At 46.8% G+C, this 16,374-nt stretch carries 14 protein-coding genes; 10 read left to right on the forward strand and 4 right to left on the reverse strand.

Annotated elements, in window-relative coordinates:
- The first annotated feature begins 9 nt into the window (after positions 1 to 9).
- Together AC1DFM_RS28255 and AC1DFM_RS28260 are read left to right on the forward strand one after the other, a co-directional pair.
- Complete coding sequence (locus AC1DFM_RS28255; protein ID WP_477080131.1) at positions 10 to 1,083, forward strand: dipeptidase; 1,074 nt, start codon at positions 10 to 12, stop codon at positions 1,081 to 1,083.
- Between the two features lie 103 nt (positions 1,084 to 1,186).
- A complete protein-coding gene (locus AC1DFM_RS28260) occupies positions 1,187 to 2,170 on the forward strand; it encodes an ABC transporter ATP-binding protein (protein WP_477080132.1) in 984 nt (327 codons plus the stop codon).
- Here AC1DFM_RS28260 and AC1DFM_RS28265 read toward each other — a convergent pair.
- Positions 2,167 to 2,574: a YrdB family protein gene (locus AC1DFM_RS28265; RefSeq protein ID WP_477080133.1), complete on the reverse strand. Its 408-nt coding sequence runs from the start codon at positions 2,572 to 2,574 to the stop codon at positions 2,167 to 2,169. The two genes, AC1DFM_RS28260 and AC1DFM_RS28265, sit on opposite strands and share 4 nt — an antisense overlap.
- A 65-nt stretch (positions 2,575 to 2,639) precedes the next feature.
- Here AC1DFM_RS28265 and AC1DFM_RS28270 point away from each other — a divergent pair, with 65 nt between their 5' ends.
- Complete coding sequence (locus tag AC1DFM_RS28270) at positions 2,640 to 3,305, forward strand: GDSL-type esterase/lipase family protein (protein ID WP_477080134.1); 666 nt, start codon at positions 2,640 to 2,642, stop codon at positions 3,303 to 3,305.
- Here the strand turns inward: AC1DFM_RS28270 and AC1DFM_RS28275 are convergent.
- The 3 genes from AC1DFM_RS28275 to AC1DFM_RS28285 all read right to left on the reverse strand — a co-directional run bounded on the left by AC1DFM_RS28275 (position 3,294) and on the right by AC1DFM_RS28285 (position 5,882).
- Positions 3,294 to 4,883 (reverse strand): hypothetical protein, encoded by a 1,590-nt coding sequence (locus AC1DFM_RS28275; RefSeq protein WP_477080135.1) that lies wholly within the window; start codon positions 4,881 to 4,883, stop codon positions 3,294 to 3,296. The two genes, AC1DFM_RS28270 and AC1DFM_RS28275, sit on opposite strands and share 12 nt — an antisense overlap.
- Positions 4,884 to 4,892: 9 nt before the next feature.
- Positions 4,893 to 5,426, reverse strand: a complete 534-nt coding sequence (locus tag AC1DFM_RS28280) for an RNA polymerase sigma factor (protein ID WP_477080136.1) — start codon at positions 5,424 to 5,426, stop codon at positions 4,893 to 4,895.
- 126 nt (positions 5,427 to 5,552) lie between these two features.
- Positions 5,553 to 5,882, reverse strand: a complete 330-nt coding sequence (locus AC1DFM_RS28285) for a hypothetical protein (RefSeq protein ID WP_477080137.1) — start codon at positions 5,880 to 5,882, stop codon at positions 5,553 to 5,555.
- Positions 5,883 to 5,989: 107 nt separating this feature from the next.
- Between AC1DFM_RS28285 and AC1DFM_RS28290 the strand changes: the two genes are divergently transcribed.
- The 7 genes from AC1DFM_RS28290 to AC1DFM_RS28320 all read left to right on the forward strand — a co-directional run bounded on the left by AC1DFM_RS28290 (position 5,990) and on the right by AC1DFM_RS28320 (position 16,296).
- Entirely contained in the window at positions 5,990 to 6,445 is a 456-nt protein-coding gene (locus tag AC1DFM_RS28290; protein ID WP_477080138.1) for a NanQ anomerase/TabA/YiaL family protein, read from the forward strand.
- Positions 6,446 to 6,513: 68 nt separating this feature from the next.
- The gene (locus tag AC1DFM_RS28295) at positions 6,514 to 7,143 is read left to right on the forward strand and encodes an RNA polymerase sigma factor (RefSeq protein WP_477080139.1); all 630 of its coding nucleotides are present in this window, start codon (positions 6,514 to 6,516) and stop codon (positions 7,141 to 7,143) included.
- Between the two features lie 77 nt (positions 7,144 to 7,220).
- A complete protein-coding gene (locus tag AC1DFM_RS28300) occupies positions 7,221 to 8,417 on the forward strand; it encodes a FecR family protein (protein ID WP_477080140.1) in 1,197 nt (398 codons plus the stop codon).
- 227 nt (positions 8,418 to 8,644) lie between these two features.
- Positions 8,645 to 11,935, forward strand: coding sequence for a TonB-dependent receptor (locus tag AC1DFM_RS28305; protein ID WP_477080141.1), 3,291 nt, complete (start codon positions 8,645 to 8,647; stop codon positions 11,933 to 11,935).
- A 48-nt stretch (positions 11,936 to 11,983) separates the two neighbouring features.
- Positions 11,984 to 13,612 carry a RagB/SusD family nutrient uptake outer membrane protein gene (locus AC1DFM_RS28310; protein WP_477080142.1) on the forward strand — a complete coding sequence of 543 codons (1,629 nt, stop codon included), beginning with the start codon at positions 11,984 to 11,986 and terminating at the stop codon, positions 13,610 to 13,612.
- Positions 13,613 to 13,750: 138 nt separating this feature from the next.
- A complete protein-coding gene (locus AC1DFM_RS28315; RefSeq protein ID WP_477080143.1) occupies positions 13,751 to 14,227 on the forward strand; it encodes a hypothetical protein in 477 nt (158 codons plus the stop codon).
- A 269-nt stretch (positions 14,228 to 14,496) separates the two neighbouring features.
- Positions 14,497 to 16,296 carry an aryl-sulfate sulfotransferase gene (locus AC1DFM_RS28320; RefSeq protein WP_477080144.1) on the forward strand — a complete coding sequence of 600 codons (1,800 nt, stop codon included), beginning with the start codon at positions 14,497 to 14,499 and terminating at the stop codon, positions 16,294 to 16,296.
- Positions 16,297 to 16,374: the final 78 nt, after the last annotated feature.

The raw sequence follows: 16,374 nt of genomic DNA on the forward strand, positions 1-16,374 counted from the left end.
GAAATAACTATGTTTACGATAGATGCACACCTGGATCTCAGCATGAACGCGCTGGAATGGAACAGAAACCTGAAACAGCCTGTCACCGCCATCCGGGCCAGAGAAGCCGGATTAACCGATAAGCCGGATCGCGCAAAAGGCGTAGTGGCATTCCCGGAGCTGAGAAAAGGAAATATAGGACTGGTAGTAGCCACCCAGATAGGCCGTTATGTAGCACCGGATAATCCGCTGCCAGGCTGGCATTCACCGGAACAGGCCTGGGCCCAGACTCAGGGACAACTGGCCTGGTACAAAGCCATGGAAGACGAAGGAGAGATGGTGATGATCAAAGACCGCAAAGGACTGGAACAGCATCTGGCCCTATGGAATGACGGTACACCCAATGATCGCAAACCAATTGGCTACATCCTTAGCCTGGAAGGCGCTGATTCCATCATCGACCTGAAATATCTGGAACGTGCCTATAACAAAGGATTACGCGCCATCGGACCTGCCCACTACGGCCCCGGACGATATGCAAATGGCACGGATGCCACTGGTCGTCTGAATGAACAAGGCAAACAGCTGATCAAAGAAATGGAAAAGCTGAACATGATTCTCGACGCTACCCATCTCTGCGATGATGCGTTCTGGGATGCCATGGAATTGTTTAATGGCGCGGTTTGGGCCAGTCATAATAACTGTCGCGCACTGGTAAATCATAACCGCCAGTTCAGCGATGACATGATCAAAACCCTTGTCCAGAAAGGCGCCGTGATCGGCGGCGCACTCGATGCGTGGATGATGGTACCCGGCTGGGTACGTGGAAAATCTACCCCCGAAGCTGCAGGCTGCAATCTTGAAAAAATGATCGATCACATGGATCATATTTGCCAGATTGCCGGTAATGCCCTGCACGTGGGCATCGGCACAGACCTGGATGGTGCCTTTGGTAAAGAACAATGTCCATACGACCTGGAAACCATTGCCGATATGCAAAAACTGCCGGACCTGCTGACTAAAAGAGGCTATAGCCAGGCAGATATCGAAAATGTAATGCATGGCAACTGGCTGCGCTTCTTGCGGAAAGCCTGGAACGACTAACAACGGATGATTTTAGCGATTTTTTGTCTGCGGGCAGGACGCCCGCAGACAAAAAATCGCTAAAATCGCTGAAATCGCGCCCGGAAAAACTTAACTTGCGCGCATGAATTTTCTTGAGGTTTCCAATATCAGCAAACAACAGCACGGCGCTTATATTCTAAAGGATGTCAGCTTTACACAACAGCAATTTCAGAAAATTGTGATCGCAGGTGAAACCGGTTCCGGCAAAAGTTCCCTGATGAAAATTGTGGGTGGCATGGGACAGGCAGATTCCGGCACCGTTATGTTTGAAGGAAAAAGAGTTAGGGGTGCGCTGGAAGTATTGATACCAGGGCATCCAGGTACAGCTTATTTGTCGCAGCATTTTGAACTGAGAAACAACTACCGCGTAGAAGAGATTCTTTCTTATGCCAATAAACTCACAGACGAGGAAGCCGCAGAGATCTACGATATCTGCCGCATCTCCCACCTGCTGAAAAGAAAAACAGACCAGTTATCTGGTGGAGAAAAACAACGTATCGCTATGGCGAGGTTGCTGATATCCTCACCCAGACTGTTTTTACTGGACGAACCGTACTCCAACCTGGACATGATTCATAAAAGCATCCTAAAGCAGGTGATCAGTGATATTGGTGAGCGACTGGGCATCACCTGTATGCTCATCTCGCACGACCCACAGGATATTCTCCCATGGGCAGATGAAATCATGGTGATGAAAGACGGAGAAATTGTACAAAAAGGAACACCTCAACAAATTTATAACCAGCCGGTGAATGAATATGTAGCCGGATTATTTGGTAAATATAACCTGATATCTCCCGCTAAAAGCGCCATACTGGAAGGATTGCCGGGCATCACCCTCAATGGCAAAAATATCTTTGTACGTCCGGAAGATGTTAAATTGGTGCGGACAAAGAAGGATGCCGTGAGTGGTAAAATCCAGGACCTCAGTTTTTACGGTAGCTATCTCGAAGCCACTGTAGCGATAGGTGAGGAGTTACTGACCATCAAAACCACGGATACCCGCTTGAAAAAGGGCGCCAGCGTAAATGTGGGCATCGAACCGGAAATGGTCTGGTATTTCTAAGGCTTTTGTCCCATAATGGTTTTGCCCACAAATCCGTTGTAGGGCTTGTTTTGCAGCATCACCCAGGTTCTGTCGTATGAAACGGCGTAATGTATAACAACGATGATCGCCATGCCTATACTGAGTTGCGGATGTCCCAGCACCTGCAATCCGTATACCGCCAGGCCGAATAACACCCATTCGAGCAGGAGCCGTAATGGTCCGGGAATGGCGATAGGCGCCGGTTTAGGATCATTCTGGATACGGAACTGTCCCCAGAGGAATGCTGCTATCAGGGGTAATCCGGCTGCCAGCACATAACGCAGCCAATCAGTACCCAGGTGCCAGCCCCAGCAACCTAATACAATCAGCATAACAATTTCAAGCATAAAACGAACGGCGAGATTCACAGGGTGGGTATTCATCGTATAGTCTATTTTGAATTAGTTTTTTTCGACTAATTTAACGGTTCCGCAATCATTAAATTGTTATGAAAAAAACTTTGTTACTCTTAGTCTGCGCATTGTTGCATGTCGGTGGCTACTTATTTGCGCAGTCGCCGGCGCGGTTTGCCAACGATATCCATACCATCCGGGAATATGATAAAATTTATGCACCGCCGCCGCATCCTATTTTGTTTGTGGGCAGCTCCTCCATCCGGAAATGGGACGACCTGGAGCGGAATTTCAGCCGGTATGTAGTGCTGAACCGTGGCTTTGGTGGCGCGGAAACCAACGATGTAACCTTTTTCGCCGGCAGCATCATTTTCCCGTATGCCCCCAGGCAAATTGTAATATATGTAGGTGAAAACGATTTGCCTGCCGCTAACGTCAACGCAGATACGTTGCTGCAACGGTTTAATACCTTGTACACCCGGATCAGAGCGGAGCTACCGGATATCCCCCTTATTTATATCTCCATAAAACCCAGTCCTTCCAGGGCTGCTTATTTCGATAAAGCACAGCAAACTAATGAGCTGATCAAACAGTTTCTGGCTAATGAGAAGAATACGGTGTACGTAGATATCTACTCAAAAATGCTGGATAAGGACGGGCAGCCCCGCAAGGAATTATTCCTTGATGATATGTTGCATATGAACAAACAGGGGTATGCTATATGGGAAAAAGCCGTACAGCCATACCTGTTACCTGAATGATGATTTACGCCGTGGCAGCAGTTTATACCGCAGCATCAGCTGTAACTGTACCGGTGTTTTAATATCCGAAGTAAGACTGTCACGCTTGCTGACTACCGGTACGTCTATCCGTACGCCTGCCTGCCAGCGCGGCGCGTTGTAATATATTTCCAGCGGTACTTTCAATTCCGGCCGGTGGATGCTCTCCTTTTGTATTGTGTTGCTGGAATCTACCGGATTGCCTGTCCAGCGGGCGTAATGCACTGTTTTCTGATTAACAGATTGCTGCATCCAGTAGTTAAACTGGATACCAGCGGCTATTTGCCAGTGTGATAAAATGCGGCGGTGATAGAGCAGGGTAGCGCCGGCGCCGAATTCTTTCTGCAAAGTATTTGTCACGCGGGTGTTGGAGCTGTCGCGGCCCATCGTTGTAGCGGTATTCATTACCGGACTGTTATACGTTTGCGCAGTGAATGGGATCAGGTCCAGCGAGATGCTGTTGGCATTCCATGTTCTCATACCGCGAATACCCGGTATCAGTGTACGATAGAACTGATTGCTGCCATTGGGACCATTGAAATAATAGCTGCTGCCGGTAAGTGGAACAGGCAGTTGCCATTGCAGGAACAGTTGCCATTCCGGGAGCACACGCGTGTGTGAGGAATGCCAGCTGGCGGCAACGGCCGTCGGCGGTTGTTTCGTCAATAATTGATGATTGGCCAGTGGCAATGATTGCAGTGTATTGTGCGTAATAGAGGCTGGGTTACCAGCTTGCGAAGGCGTATTGCCGTCGGGGATATTTTTTTCCGGAGATGTACTACGCTGGCTACTTTCGGTATCTCCATTATTTTTTTCCGGAGATGTATGATGTGGACCGCTTTGTGTATCTCCGTTTTGTGCCGAGGTGGTGGGAGACTTTTGGTGGCCTTTCCGGCGAGGGTTTCTGGAAGCAATCCGGCCAGGATCACTTGCAGCCGCTGTGTTGGCGTTATTGCCATGGGAAGTGGCGGCAGCGGTGCGGGAGCGATGGGTACTGGCTGTGTGTGCATTTGTCGTTGTCGCAGCGGTACCGGTAGCAGGATGGGAACCCTTGTTGCCAGCGACTGTTGCTGAAGCAGCAGGAAGTACTCCTTTACCGGAAACGCTATCAGCAGCACTATTTTCTTTTAAGTCAATACGGGGTGCACCTGGCTGCTGTACTCCATTTGTAGCCGGAGTAGCGGAAGCCGGCGGCTGGTAATTGTTTTGGGAGATGGAAGACTGCTGCAGGGTATCAGTGGTTGAAATACTTCCCGTGCTATTGTGATTGGCAGTATGGTTGCGATGATCAGGTGCAACGATGGCAGGAACAAGTGAACTTTCCTGATGAGGATGGAAGAGAAAATGATAAGCAACGGCCAATGCTGCGCTGACAACGGCTACCATGCCGGCGATCATCGCCGCGCGCAATAACAGCTGGCTACTTCTTTTAACCTGCAGCGTAGGAGGCGTTGCATTTAACCTGCGCTCCATGTCCGCCCATCCGTCTTTCGCGGGTGGAATAGGAATCGGCAAGTCTTCCTCGTTTAAATAATCGTCGTTTATATTAGTTGCACTCACAGATGTAATTTATTTATTCAGATAGTAAGCTATAAATACCGGTTTTAACCTGGTTCTTGTTTCACTCAGATGCCATTTTATTGTACCTGTACTGAGTTGTAGCTGTTCGCTGATTTCTTTAATAGACAGATCTTCCAGGTAAAATAAAGAGCAAATGGTTCGGGTGGCAGGCGGAAGATGGTCCAGTAGTGTATAGATATCTTTCCATTCCAGCTTGCCCAGCAGGTTTTCTTTTTTTTCTGGCAGATAATTATCCAGCTCCTGATGTTCCGGCCATTTTTTTTGTTTTAGCTTATCCAGCGCCGCATTTCTGACAATGGTATAAGCCCAGTTAAAAAAAGCTCCTTTGGAGGAATCATATTTTTTGATGTGCCTGAAAACTAAAATCATTCCGTCGTTCAGTGCTTCCAATGCGTCATTGTTATCACTGAAAAACTTGCGGCATAGTAAAAAAAGAGCTGGGTAAAGCCTGTAGTAGAGCTTTTCCTGGCTTAAACGATTGTTGTCAGCACATGCTGTTATCAGTTGCGAAATATCTTCCAATGGGTGGTTTCCTGGATGGTAAGAAATAGCAAAGTTGCCTTCGCATACTGCAAAGGCAACGTTAATGCTGTGAGTATAATAATTTTATGTCATGGGGCCAGTCCCGCAGGCGGAACGGAGAGTGGTTTACCGACGACGCCAGGTAGAATCCGGATGATGCGGGATCGTATCACCGGGGTGATGTGGGATCGTATCACCAGGATGATGCGGAATCGTATCACCAGGGTGATGCGGGATCGTATCGCCCGGATGATGTGGAATGGTATCACCAGGGTGATGCGGGATCGTATCTCCAGGATGGTGGATGGTATCCCCGGGATGCGTGGAATCTTTTTTCGCAAAGCTGGAATTCTTTAACGACTTATCCAGTGGGTCCAACTGCATTTGTTTCCGGCAGCCGAACACGATGAAGGTTAACAGGATGAACCCCATTAAATAGAGCGGCGTATGTTTCATATGATTTCAGGTTATTTAATAAAGTAAACGGGGGCTTAACAGCAAAAGGTTGGGTAAAATGGAAAAAAAAGTATCTTGCCAATTGATTCATACATTTTTTACTACGCATGATACTGGACACACTGCAGAACGCTCATCTTTATTATCGCCTCGGCGTTAAATTTATCAAGGCCTTTGAATACCTGGCGMAAACGGATCTGGCGTCATTGGAGAAAGGTAAATACGACATCGACGGTACCAACATTTTCGCGATTGTCAATGAATATGATACCGTAGATGCTTCCACAGAACAGATGGAGTCACACAAGAAGTACATCGATGTACAATATATTGTATCCGGTTCGGAACTGATTGGACATGATTTCCTGCAAGATCAAACGCCTTCAAAAGCTTATGATGAAACAGCCGACTACCAGTTGTTTGCAGAAAATCCGGTGTTCTTTTCCCGGTTGGAGAAAGGTATGTTTGCCATCTTTTTTCCTACCGACCTGCATATGCCTAATATTAAGGTAAGCACGCCGATGCCGGTAAAGAAAGTAGTGATAAAGATAGCGGTGAGTTGATAGTAGCGGCATTCGCTATGGTGGCGAATGCCCCCTCCATTCCACTTTTATGAAATAGCGTACGACTGATGAACAGTGAGCAACTAACACCATTTCGAGACCAATCTGCCGCCTCCCCGGCCAATGAGGCAGGTGTTCACGTTAATTTATGGAATCAGGTCCGGGAAAGCGAACAAACAGCACTGGTAGCACTATACGAACATCTGTATTTTAATCTTGTTGGCTATGGTATCCGCAGTTGTGGGGATATAGAAATAACGAAAGATGCCATTAACGACATGTTCCTCGAAATATGGGACCAGCGCCACAAGCTCCCGGCCGTGAATAATGTAAAGTCCTACCTGTTTACTTACCTGCGTCGTAAAATTTTTGCCAGCATCCGCCAGTCCAGAAAATCCAGCGAGGCAGCAGACGCCTATGCCGATACCAGCAGCCCCCATGAGCTTTCCTATGAAGAATGTATTGTAGCGATGCAAACCTCGGAAGAAGTAAAAGAGAAAGTAAAACGTGCCCTGGCCACGCTGACACCCCGGCAAAAAGAACTGGTACAACTGCGTTTTTTTGATGGCCTGAGCATGGAAGAAGTTAGCAAAAGGGTAGGGATTACTACCAAAACCGCCTATAATACCCTGGGCAGCGCCCTCAAAAGTTTATCGATAGAGTTGATAGTGTTGATCCTGATGTGGTTATCTCGGTAAAAAACTTTTTTAAAAAAAGTTTCCTTTTTCTTGGGAATAAATCCCGTTTTCTTACACTACCTATTATCAACGTAACAATGGACCAAAATTTTAACGTCGCCGAAGACTTCCTGTTAGACGATTCTTTCCTKAGTTATTGTATGGGCGCCAATGAGGAGCACATACAGTATTGGGAAAAATGGATCACTGAAAATCCGGACAAGCGCACCGCGTTTGACCGGGCCAGGTATACCTTTGAGGTGATCAATGGCCAGCAGGGCCGGTTAGACGTGGAAGTGGGTAAGTTCAGAACCCTGTTACAGGAACATATTGATCAGTCAAATACCACAAAAAATAAAGTACGTCAGCTGTATCGCTGGCGCGCAGCCGCCGCAGCAGTGCTGTTGATTGGTGGTGGCGTCCTGTGGTACCAGTTCAGTTACCGGCATACATCGCCAGCTGCTAACACTGCGATAGCTCAGCAGGACGTAGCACCCGGCGCTCCCAAAKCCAGATTGCAACTGGGCGATGGTACCGAAGTATCGCTCGATGCTATCCAGAACAACGGCCTGAAAGAGAAAGATGGTACCCGTATTAATAAAGACAATGGTAAACTCGTATACCATGATGCCGGCAACACCAGCAGTCAGGTAGTGTTCAATACCTTGTCGACCCCCAGAGGAGGAGAGTTCCAGCTGGTATTACCCGATGGCACCAAAGTATGGCTGAATGCCGCTTCCTCCCTGCGGTTCCCCACAAAGTTTGTAGAAAAAGACAGGACCGTATATCTCAGCGGAGAAGCATATTTTGAAGTAGCAGAAAACGCTGCAAAACCCTTCCAGGTACAAGTGAACAATGGGCCGAAAGTAGCCGTACTGGGCACCGATTTCAATATCATGGCCTACGACGATGAGCAGGCCATCAACACCACCCTGGTAACAGGAAAAATTAAAGTAGCCACATCAACCGGTAACAGCGTTGTGCTGGCGCCTTCCCAACAGGCCACACTGCCCAAAGGCAGTCAGCAACTGACGGTAGGCGAAGCAGACGTTGATAAAACCATCGCCTGGAAATCAGGGATGTTCGAATTTGATGACGATGATATCACCACAGTTATGAGACAGCTGGCACGCTGGTATGATGTCAAAATAAAATTTAGCGGACAAGTGCCGGATAAACATTACACCGGTTCTATCCGCAAACAATCCACGTTATCCCAGGCGTTACACATTTTAAAAACGGCCGGGATACAATACACAATTGCAGGAAAAGAAATCATCGTTGAAGTAAAATAAACACACCAATTATAAGGATGTAACAACCAGGATCTTCGTATAATAATGTTTCGGACAAAAAAAACCGGGAACGCGGCAACGTCCCCGGCAGAAATGTCTGGTAGGCATGTTATGCGCTTATTTGACCTAAACAGCTTAACGCTCACCAAAAACTTAACAAATCTATGCTATTTAGACATGCTGGCAAATACCTTAGGACCAGGGTATGGGCCCAAATGCTGAAAGTTATGAAACTAGCTGCTTTTTTGCTATTTGTACTGGCAATGCAGGTAAGTGCAACCGGGTACTCGCAAAAACTGACCCTTAACATGCGGAATGTGCCGCTGTCTAAGGTGTTTAAGGAAATCCGGAAGCAAACCGGGTACACCTTCTTTTATAATACAGAAATGCTGGAGCAGACCGACAAGGTATCTGTGGCTGTTGTGCAGGCTGACCTGGAGTACGTATTGAGCAAATGTTTGCTCAATAAGCGACTAAATTACAGCATCATCGACAATACCATTATCCTTTCTGTAAAACCTACCCCGCAAACGGAAGAAGTGATCCCACCGGTAGCCAATATCTCCGTATTTGGTAAAATTACGGACGCCACCACTCATGAACCATTGGTCGGCGCTTCTGTAGTACTGAAAGGAACCACTAAAGGCGCCAGCTCCGATGCCAAAGGTAATTATACCCTGCAACTACCAGATAACGGCGGTGTACTGGTAGTTTCTTTCGTTGGATATGAACCGATGGAAAAAACAGTGACCGCTGCCGGACAGCTGGATATTGCCCTGAAACCAAGAGCCATACTGACAGATGAACTGGTCGTAGTAGGCTATGGAACTGTGAAGAGAAAAGATCTGACAGGTGCAGTAGCTACGGTAACTGGTAAAGATTTACAATCTAACCTGGCTAAAAGCGCTGCTGGTGCTTTACAGGGCCGCATAGCTGGTGTAACCGTTGCCAATGCTGGTGGCGCGCCCGGTGCAGGTTTGAGTATCAATATCCGTGGTCTCAGCTCTCTGGGAAGCAATTCCCCGCTTTACGTGATTGATGGGGTTTTTGCCGACATTAACTGGGTAGACCCCAATGATATTGCTTCCATAGACGTATTGAAAGATGCCTCTGCCGCAGCTATCTATGGTTCACGGGCGGCTAATGGTGTTGTCATCATTACCACCAAGGGCGGACACAAAAACTCAGCCCCCACGATTGGTGTAAATGCCTATACTGGCGTGCAAAGCCTCCCCAAAAAAATGAAACTGATGAGTGGCCCGCAATGGAAGGCCATGGAAAAGCAATATGGTTTGCTGCCTACCCAGGCAGAAAGCTTTACTGCCAATACTGATTGGCAGGATGAAGTGTTCCAGACCGCGCCTGTTAATAAAGTGAATCTAGATGTTTCCGGCGGTGGAGAACACTCTACCTACGACGTGTCAGCTGGTTACCTGAATCAGCAGGGTATTTTAAAAACCACCGGTTACAAGGCATTTAACGTACGCGCTAAGAATACCTTCAACTTTTTCAACGATCATTTCCGTGTAGGTAACACCTTTTTATTGAAATCAGGCGACAAGCAATTTTCCGATTTAACCATCACCGATGTCCTGCGTCAGAATGCCCTACTGCCTATTTACGATGCTACTGCCGTAGGTGGCTACGCTACCTACGCGCCATGGATGAAAAACCTGGAAAACCCGGTGGGGTACATCAACCAGCACAATCAACACGTATATCAAACGGATATGATGCTGAATGGTTATGCAGAAGTAGATTTGTTTGTGAAAGGGCTGAAATATCGCATCAATGCCGGTATCAACCGCACTTCCGGAAGAAATTACAACAGAGGCCTGGCCTATACCTTTGGTACTGCACTTAACCAGTCTTACCTCAACGAAAATGCCTTCTTTAATAACCAATGGCTGCTGGAACATACCCTGCATTACGACAGAACGTTTAAGAAGCATAATATCTCCCTGTTAGCAGGTTATTCATCACAGGAAAATTCCAACAGGAACTTTGGCGTGGGCCGGAAAGATATTCCTTTGGGCACGGATGCCATTGATGCAGGTGCATTAGGTGATCAATCTACCTCCGGAAACCTGCAGGAAGCTGCACTGGTATCCCAGTTTGGACGCCTGGTATATAGCTACGACAGCCGTTATCTGTTGACCGCATCGGTGCGCCGGGACGGTTCTTCCAAGTTTGCCGATGGGCATCGCTATGGCGTATTCCCTTCTATCGCCTTAGGCTGGAACCTGATGAACGAACGCTTCTTTGAACCAGTAAGAAATGCAATAGACGAGTTTAAAGTACGTGCCTCCTATGGTAGATTGGGTAACCAGGACATCGCTAATTATACTACACAGAGTATCACTACCTACGGTATCAACTATATTCAGGGTGGTAACCTGTGGCTGGGCTCCAGCACCGGTATTAACTGGGTTTCTCCCCGAAACCTGACCTGGGAAGAAACCGCTACCAGCAACGTAGGAGTGGATCTGGCCTTTTTGAAAAATAAACTCACCATTAGTGCTGAGTATTATGTGCGGGAAACAAGGAATATTCTGTTGAGCATCAATCAGCCTCCATCTACAGGACTTGGTGGCTCACCCGTAATGAACGCCGGAACGATCAGCAATAAAGGTTTTGAGTTCTTAGCTACCTATAGAAATAGTATTGGTGCCGTACACTATAACATTGGTGTCAACGCTTCTACTGTTAAAAACGAAGTAAAAGCTGTAACTGTGGGTAATGTACAACAGTTTGAAGGTATTAGCCCACGTGGAGAAGGTGTAATTAACTGGGCTAAGGTAGGTTATCCCATTGGCGGTTTCTGGTTAATTAAAACGGATGGGCTGTTCCAGTCAGATGCTGAAGTACAGTCCTACAAAAATGCCAAGGGTCAGGTAATACAACCCAATGCGAAAGCTGGCGATATTAAATTTACAGATTTCAATGGTGATGGTCGGATTGACAACAATGACCGTCAATACGTAGGAAGCGCCTTCCCCAAACTGGCCTATGGTATCAGGGCTAACCTGGATTACAAAGGATTTGATATCGGTTTTTTCTTTGATGGTATGTACGGTAATAAAATCTACAATTATACCCGGGCACGTATGGAACAAACCAACGAGGTAAACAACCATTCCGCCGCCTTGCTGAATTCCTGGACATCTACAAATACCAATACTGATATTCCCCGTTATACCCGGGAAGATCCCAATGACAACAAGCGCCGCGTAAGTGATCGCTGGTTGGAAAATGGCGCTTTCTTTCGCCTGAAAACACTGGAGCTGGGTTACACTTTGCCAAAACAATGGTTGAACAAAGCTACCCTGAAGAATGGTCGCATCTTCCTGGCAGCAGACAACCTGTTTACCATCACCAAATACAAAGGCTATACACCGGATTTGGGACAAAGCAATGGTGATAATGGTGATTATACTGGTGTTTTCTCCGCCGGCGTGGATTATGGCCGTATTCCACTGGCACGCACCATTATGTTTGGCATACAGGCTAATTTCTAATGTTTAAACGGCATTTGGTATAACAATCTTCCTTTAAAAAAGATAACGATGAAACGTTCAATAAAAACATATACCGCAGCCGCCGCAGTGCTTGTGCTTTTGGGCAGCTGTGGCAAAGATTTTCTAAACAAAACAAACCCTAATCTTCCGGTAGAAGACACCTATTGGCAGCTTGAGTCAGATGCGGTATCTGCTATTCCAACGATCTATTCACCCATCCGTAACCAGATGTCGGGTTATTACGGCGCCTATTCCGGTTATCAAACAATGAACCGGGCCGATGATATGTGGTTTTTGATCGGTGAAGAAGCCTTTACCTGGGAGTATATTAACTTCCTTAACTCTGCCGGCACCTCCGGAAGCGATTTTGGGACCTTATACACCGGCATCAACCGGGCCAATGTGTTTTTGAAAAATATTGGCAGGGTGAAAATGGATGACAATAAAAGAAAGCAATTGATCGGTGAGGCCAGCTTCCTGCGGGGTATGTACTATTTTTTACTGGCAGCCAATTATGGTGATGTGCCTTTGCGGTTGTTACCTGTAGCGGACGACCCGGATGGGAATAACAAAGTTTCCTCACCAGAAGCAGATGTGTGGAAACAGGTCATTGCCGATTTGAAAGTAGCTAAAGACGACCTGCCTGTAACAAGACCAGGCAGCGAAGCAGGCCGGGTAACCAAAGGTGCCGCTATTGCCTATTTGGGTAAAGCATTGGTATATACCAAACAATACGGCGAAGCCGAAACTGAGCTAAAAGCCCTGTTAAGTGCACCTTATACCTACGACCTGGTAGAAAACTTTGAAGATAATTTTAAAGAAACCACCAAACTCAATAAAGAATCAGTTTGGGAATTATCCTATGACGGTAAATTGAGTTCTGGCTCAACCTGGGGAGATGATACCCCCTCCGGTCAGCTGGGATTTGTACTGCCCAACTTCTGCGGACCGGCTGGTACCGGTGCCTGGTTTAAATTAGTGCCGGGTATTTCGATCGTACGTGATTTCGTGAGCGAACAGCGCCCCGCAGGATCAGATACCCGTTTCGACAAACGTATGTACACCAGCTTTTTCTGGAAATATTCTGACTACGAAACTGGGTTGACTGATGGTTCCTGGTTTGGTAATAATAATTTTGACTGGCTTTGGGATCAGGCCCAGGCTAAGATGTCAATGAATACAGGATTAACTTATCCTAATGTAGATGGTAAACCAGGTCGTTTCTTACTGAAGAAATACACCAATTTTTATATCAACCAGGCTGGCTCCAATAGCATGTATGATGCTGCAAACCGTAATAATAACCTGCGCGTGTTTCGCTTTGCAGAAGTGTTATTATTACACGCAGAAGCTTGTGCTAAAAACGGCAATCTGGCAGGAGCTGCTTCCAGCCTGAAACGTATTCGCGACCGGGCAGGCCTGGCAAATAAAACCTGGGCCAATGCAGATGAACTGATGAAAGAAGTGATCAAACAAGATGAACTGGAGTTCTTCTTTGAAGGACATCGCTTCTTTGACCTGAAACGCTGGTACACAGCTGCTGAAGTGAAGCAGATTTTTATCAATAACCAAAAACAGGGCGCCAATAATTTCCAACCTAAACACTTCTATCTGCCCATTCCGGAATCGGAAATAAATACGAATACGGCCATTCAGCAAAACCCGCTGTGGAGGTAAACCGTATTAGATAAAATTGGGAATAGCCTGCTGTTTTCCTGTATTACAGCACCAGGAAGCAGCATGCTTTCCCAATTTGTATCCCTGAAAATCAGACCACCATAATTTGCTTTTTTCTCACACTCTAAATAGTAAACTATGAAGTATCTTGTTTTTATCTCCACTTTGCTTTGTTTGGCTATCGGCATCAGCAGCTTTACTACTCCAGGAACTACAGGTAAAAAAGCGCATGGCCAGACACCAGTACATCCTAAAAGATTAAAAGTGACCGGAACCGTCACCATCAATCTCAACAACTCCACAGGAGGTAGTTTACCGACTTCAGGAGTTTTTCTCAAACAGGGAGGAGTAGTTGTAAGAACCCTGTATTTCCCTACAACAGGCTCCGGTGTTAATTCTTATTCAGACATTCCGGCCGGGACCTACGACATCCAGGGATACTTCCCTGGTTCAATCGTTACAAACTATCGTTGTTTCATTCCGCAAAAAGGCCCGAATTGTGGTTTGCCTGACAAAGATTTTGGAAGCTATACACTTATTGAGGGAGACGTTCTCTCCGTTGTATGTATGACTGCCAGCGATGCCAGCAACACACCATTTTGCCCCGGTAATTAAGCCGATTTTATCCCTGTACCGATTCATTAGCCCTTGGTAGTCAGCAGAACAGGAAATGCGGATTTTGAGCCCATCCAGTTTTCAGCTGACAAGCCGTTAGGAATTTTTTGCAGCATTCAATAGCATATTCGTTGATAATGTGCGGCTGCTTCATTGAATTGTAAGAATAAAATATGCAAAAGTGCGGGGTGAATACACTTCGCACTTTTGCTCTAACAGCCATAGCAATGATTAACAAAACGAAAAGTATAAATTTTCATTTGAAAAGAATGAAGCGTGCCCTGTCCTATTTAGTGGTTGGCGTTGGACTATTTATGTTTTCCTGCTCACGTAACAAGGACGCAGGGCCGGCAAATATGGCCTCTAAACAATCCATCAGTGCCCTGACCGACAAAGGCCTGTTGCTCGACACCATCATTAGAGAAGGTGATGTGTATGTTTTTGATTTTGACCAAACAGATTCCCTGCGCATTCCGCAACAAGACATTACCGCCATTGCCCCCGATCCGGCGCACTGGCGTACCACTCTTACCTTTAGCGACAAAACCACCCTGGTAGTACCTTCCAAAGGAGGAAGCCTCGATTATATCGTGGAGGACATAAAACTCAACCCATCCGGCTACAATCCACTGGCCGCCTTGGTAAATGTATGGCTGCCCACTTATGGCCGGGTAAAAGTAACTGTGCACGGCAAAAACGGGGACGCTGGCACCATCACACACTTATGCCACGAAGATATGCCCCGCCAGAATGTGCCTGTTTTGGGCTTGTATGCGAACTACGACAACATCGTAGACCTTACTTTTACGGATAGAATAGGCAGGGAACGTGGTAGTACAACAATACACATTCGTACCGCGCCACTTGCCGTACAGGATTTCCCAAGATGGAAGCTGGTAAAATCCCAACCTGGAAAAATCGAACCTGGTGTAAATCTCGTCAACTACCCCGGAATGTCTGAAGCCGATGTATCCCTGCCCTATATGATCGATAACGAAGGAGAGCTGCGGTGGTTGCTGCTGTTTAAATCATCGCCCGATCTRCAGCACCTTTCCGCCTCCATTGGCTTAAAGCGAACCAACAGTGGCACTTTCATCGCCGGTGATCAGTCGCAGCCACGCATCGTGGAAATCGATATGTTTGGCAACCTGTTGCGTCAATGGGATCTTCAAAAATTCGGCTATACCTTTCATCATGAGGTAAAAGAAGCTACTAATGGAAATTTGTTGGTAACCGTCACGAAAACAGCCGCACGCCTGCGTAATGGAGATCCTCGCGTTTACGACCATATTATAGAGCTGGACCGGGCATCCGGCTCTCTTGTAAAGGAGTGGGATTTGGCTAACATGCTGGATACTGCACGCTATGTGAAGCCTGATGGTATTACACCGCCACAATATTCCCAGAATCCTACCAACTGGGCACATAACAATTCCATCAATGAAATTGGAAGTGACCTGCTGGCTACCGCACGTTACCAGGGGATTTTTCGTTTTACCCGCGCCGGTAATATTCAATGGATCATTTCCCCGCATAAATATTGGGGCGCCGCCTATCAGCCTTACCTGCTAAAACCGGTTGATGAAAGCGGGTCGCTGGTAACTGACCCGGCAGTGATTAACGGGGACGCACATACGGCAGGTTTTGACTGGCCCTGGGGCCCCCACACGCCGGTGGTATTATCCGAAGATCATATACTGGTATTTGACAACGGGTATAACCGCAACTGGGTACCCAACTTTGGTTCGGGCGCCAATAATTATAGCCGGGTAGTGGAATACAAAATCGATGTGTTAAATAAAACAGTGCAACAGGTTTGGTCCTATGGCCAGGAAAGAGGCGCGCAGTGCTTTTCACAGGCAATATCCAGCGTGCAGCTCCTGCCCAAAACAGGGCATATCCTGTTTTGTCCTGGTATGATTGTGCCTACCTCTATCGGAAACGGAGGACGTATTGTGGAAATAGACCCAGTAACAAAAGAAGTGCTGTTTGAAATGGAAATTGTTACCAACAGCGGCACTGCTTTTCATCGTGTAAACCGTATCGCGCTTTATCCGGATGCTATTTAACGCAGACCGGTTTTCGATTATCCGCATATTGCGGAAAAAGCGATCGATTACGACAAAGGTTCTTTTGCAGATACTTTT

Source organism: Chitinophaga sp. 05T412, from assembly GCF_056396465.1.

Coding starts and splice junctions, on each gene's coding strand:
- AC1DFM_RS28255 (WP_477080131.1), top strand. CDS start 10: ATGTTTACGATAGATGCACACCTGGATCTCAGCATGAACGCGCTGGAA.
- AC1DFM_RS28260 (WP_477080132.1), top strand. CDS start 1,187: ATGAATTTTCTTGAGGTTTCCAATATCAGCAAACAACAGCACGGCGCT.
- AC1DFM_RS28265 (WP_477080133.1), bottom strand. CDS start 2,574: ATGAATACCCACCCTGTGAATCTCGCCGTTCGTTTTATGCTTGAAATT.
- AC1DFM_RS28270 (WP_477080134.1), top strand. CDS start 2,640: ATGAAAAAAACTTTGTTACTCTTAGTCTGCGCATTGTTGCATGTCGGT.
- AC1DFM_RS28285 (WP_477080137.1), bottom strand. CDS start 5,882: ATGAAACATACGCCGCTCTATTTAATGGGGTTCATCCTGTTAACCTTC.
- AC1DFM_RS28295 (WP_477080139.1), top strand. CDS start 6,514: ATGAACAGTGAGCAACTAACACCATTTCGAGACCAATCTGCCGCCTCC.
- AC1DFM_RS28305 (WP_477080141.1), top strand. CDS start 8,645: ATGAAACTAGCTGCTTTTTTGCTATTTGTACTGGCAATGCAGGTAAGT.
- AC1DFM_RS28310 (WP_477080142.1), top strand. CDS start 11,984: ATGAAACGTTCAATAAAAACATATACCGCAGCCGCCGCAGTGCTTGTG.
- AC1DFM_RS28315 (WP_477080143.1), top strand. CDS start 13,751: ATGAAGTATCTTGTTTTTATCTCCACTTTGCTTTGTTTGGCTATCGGC.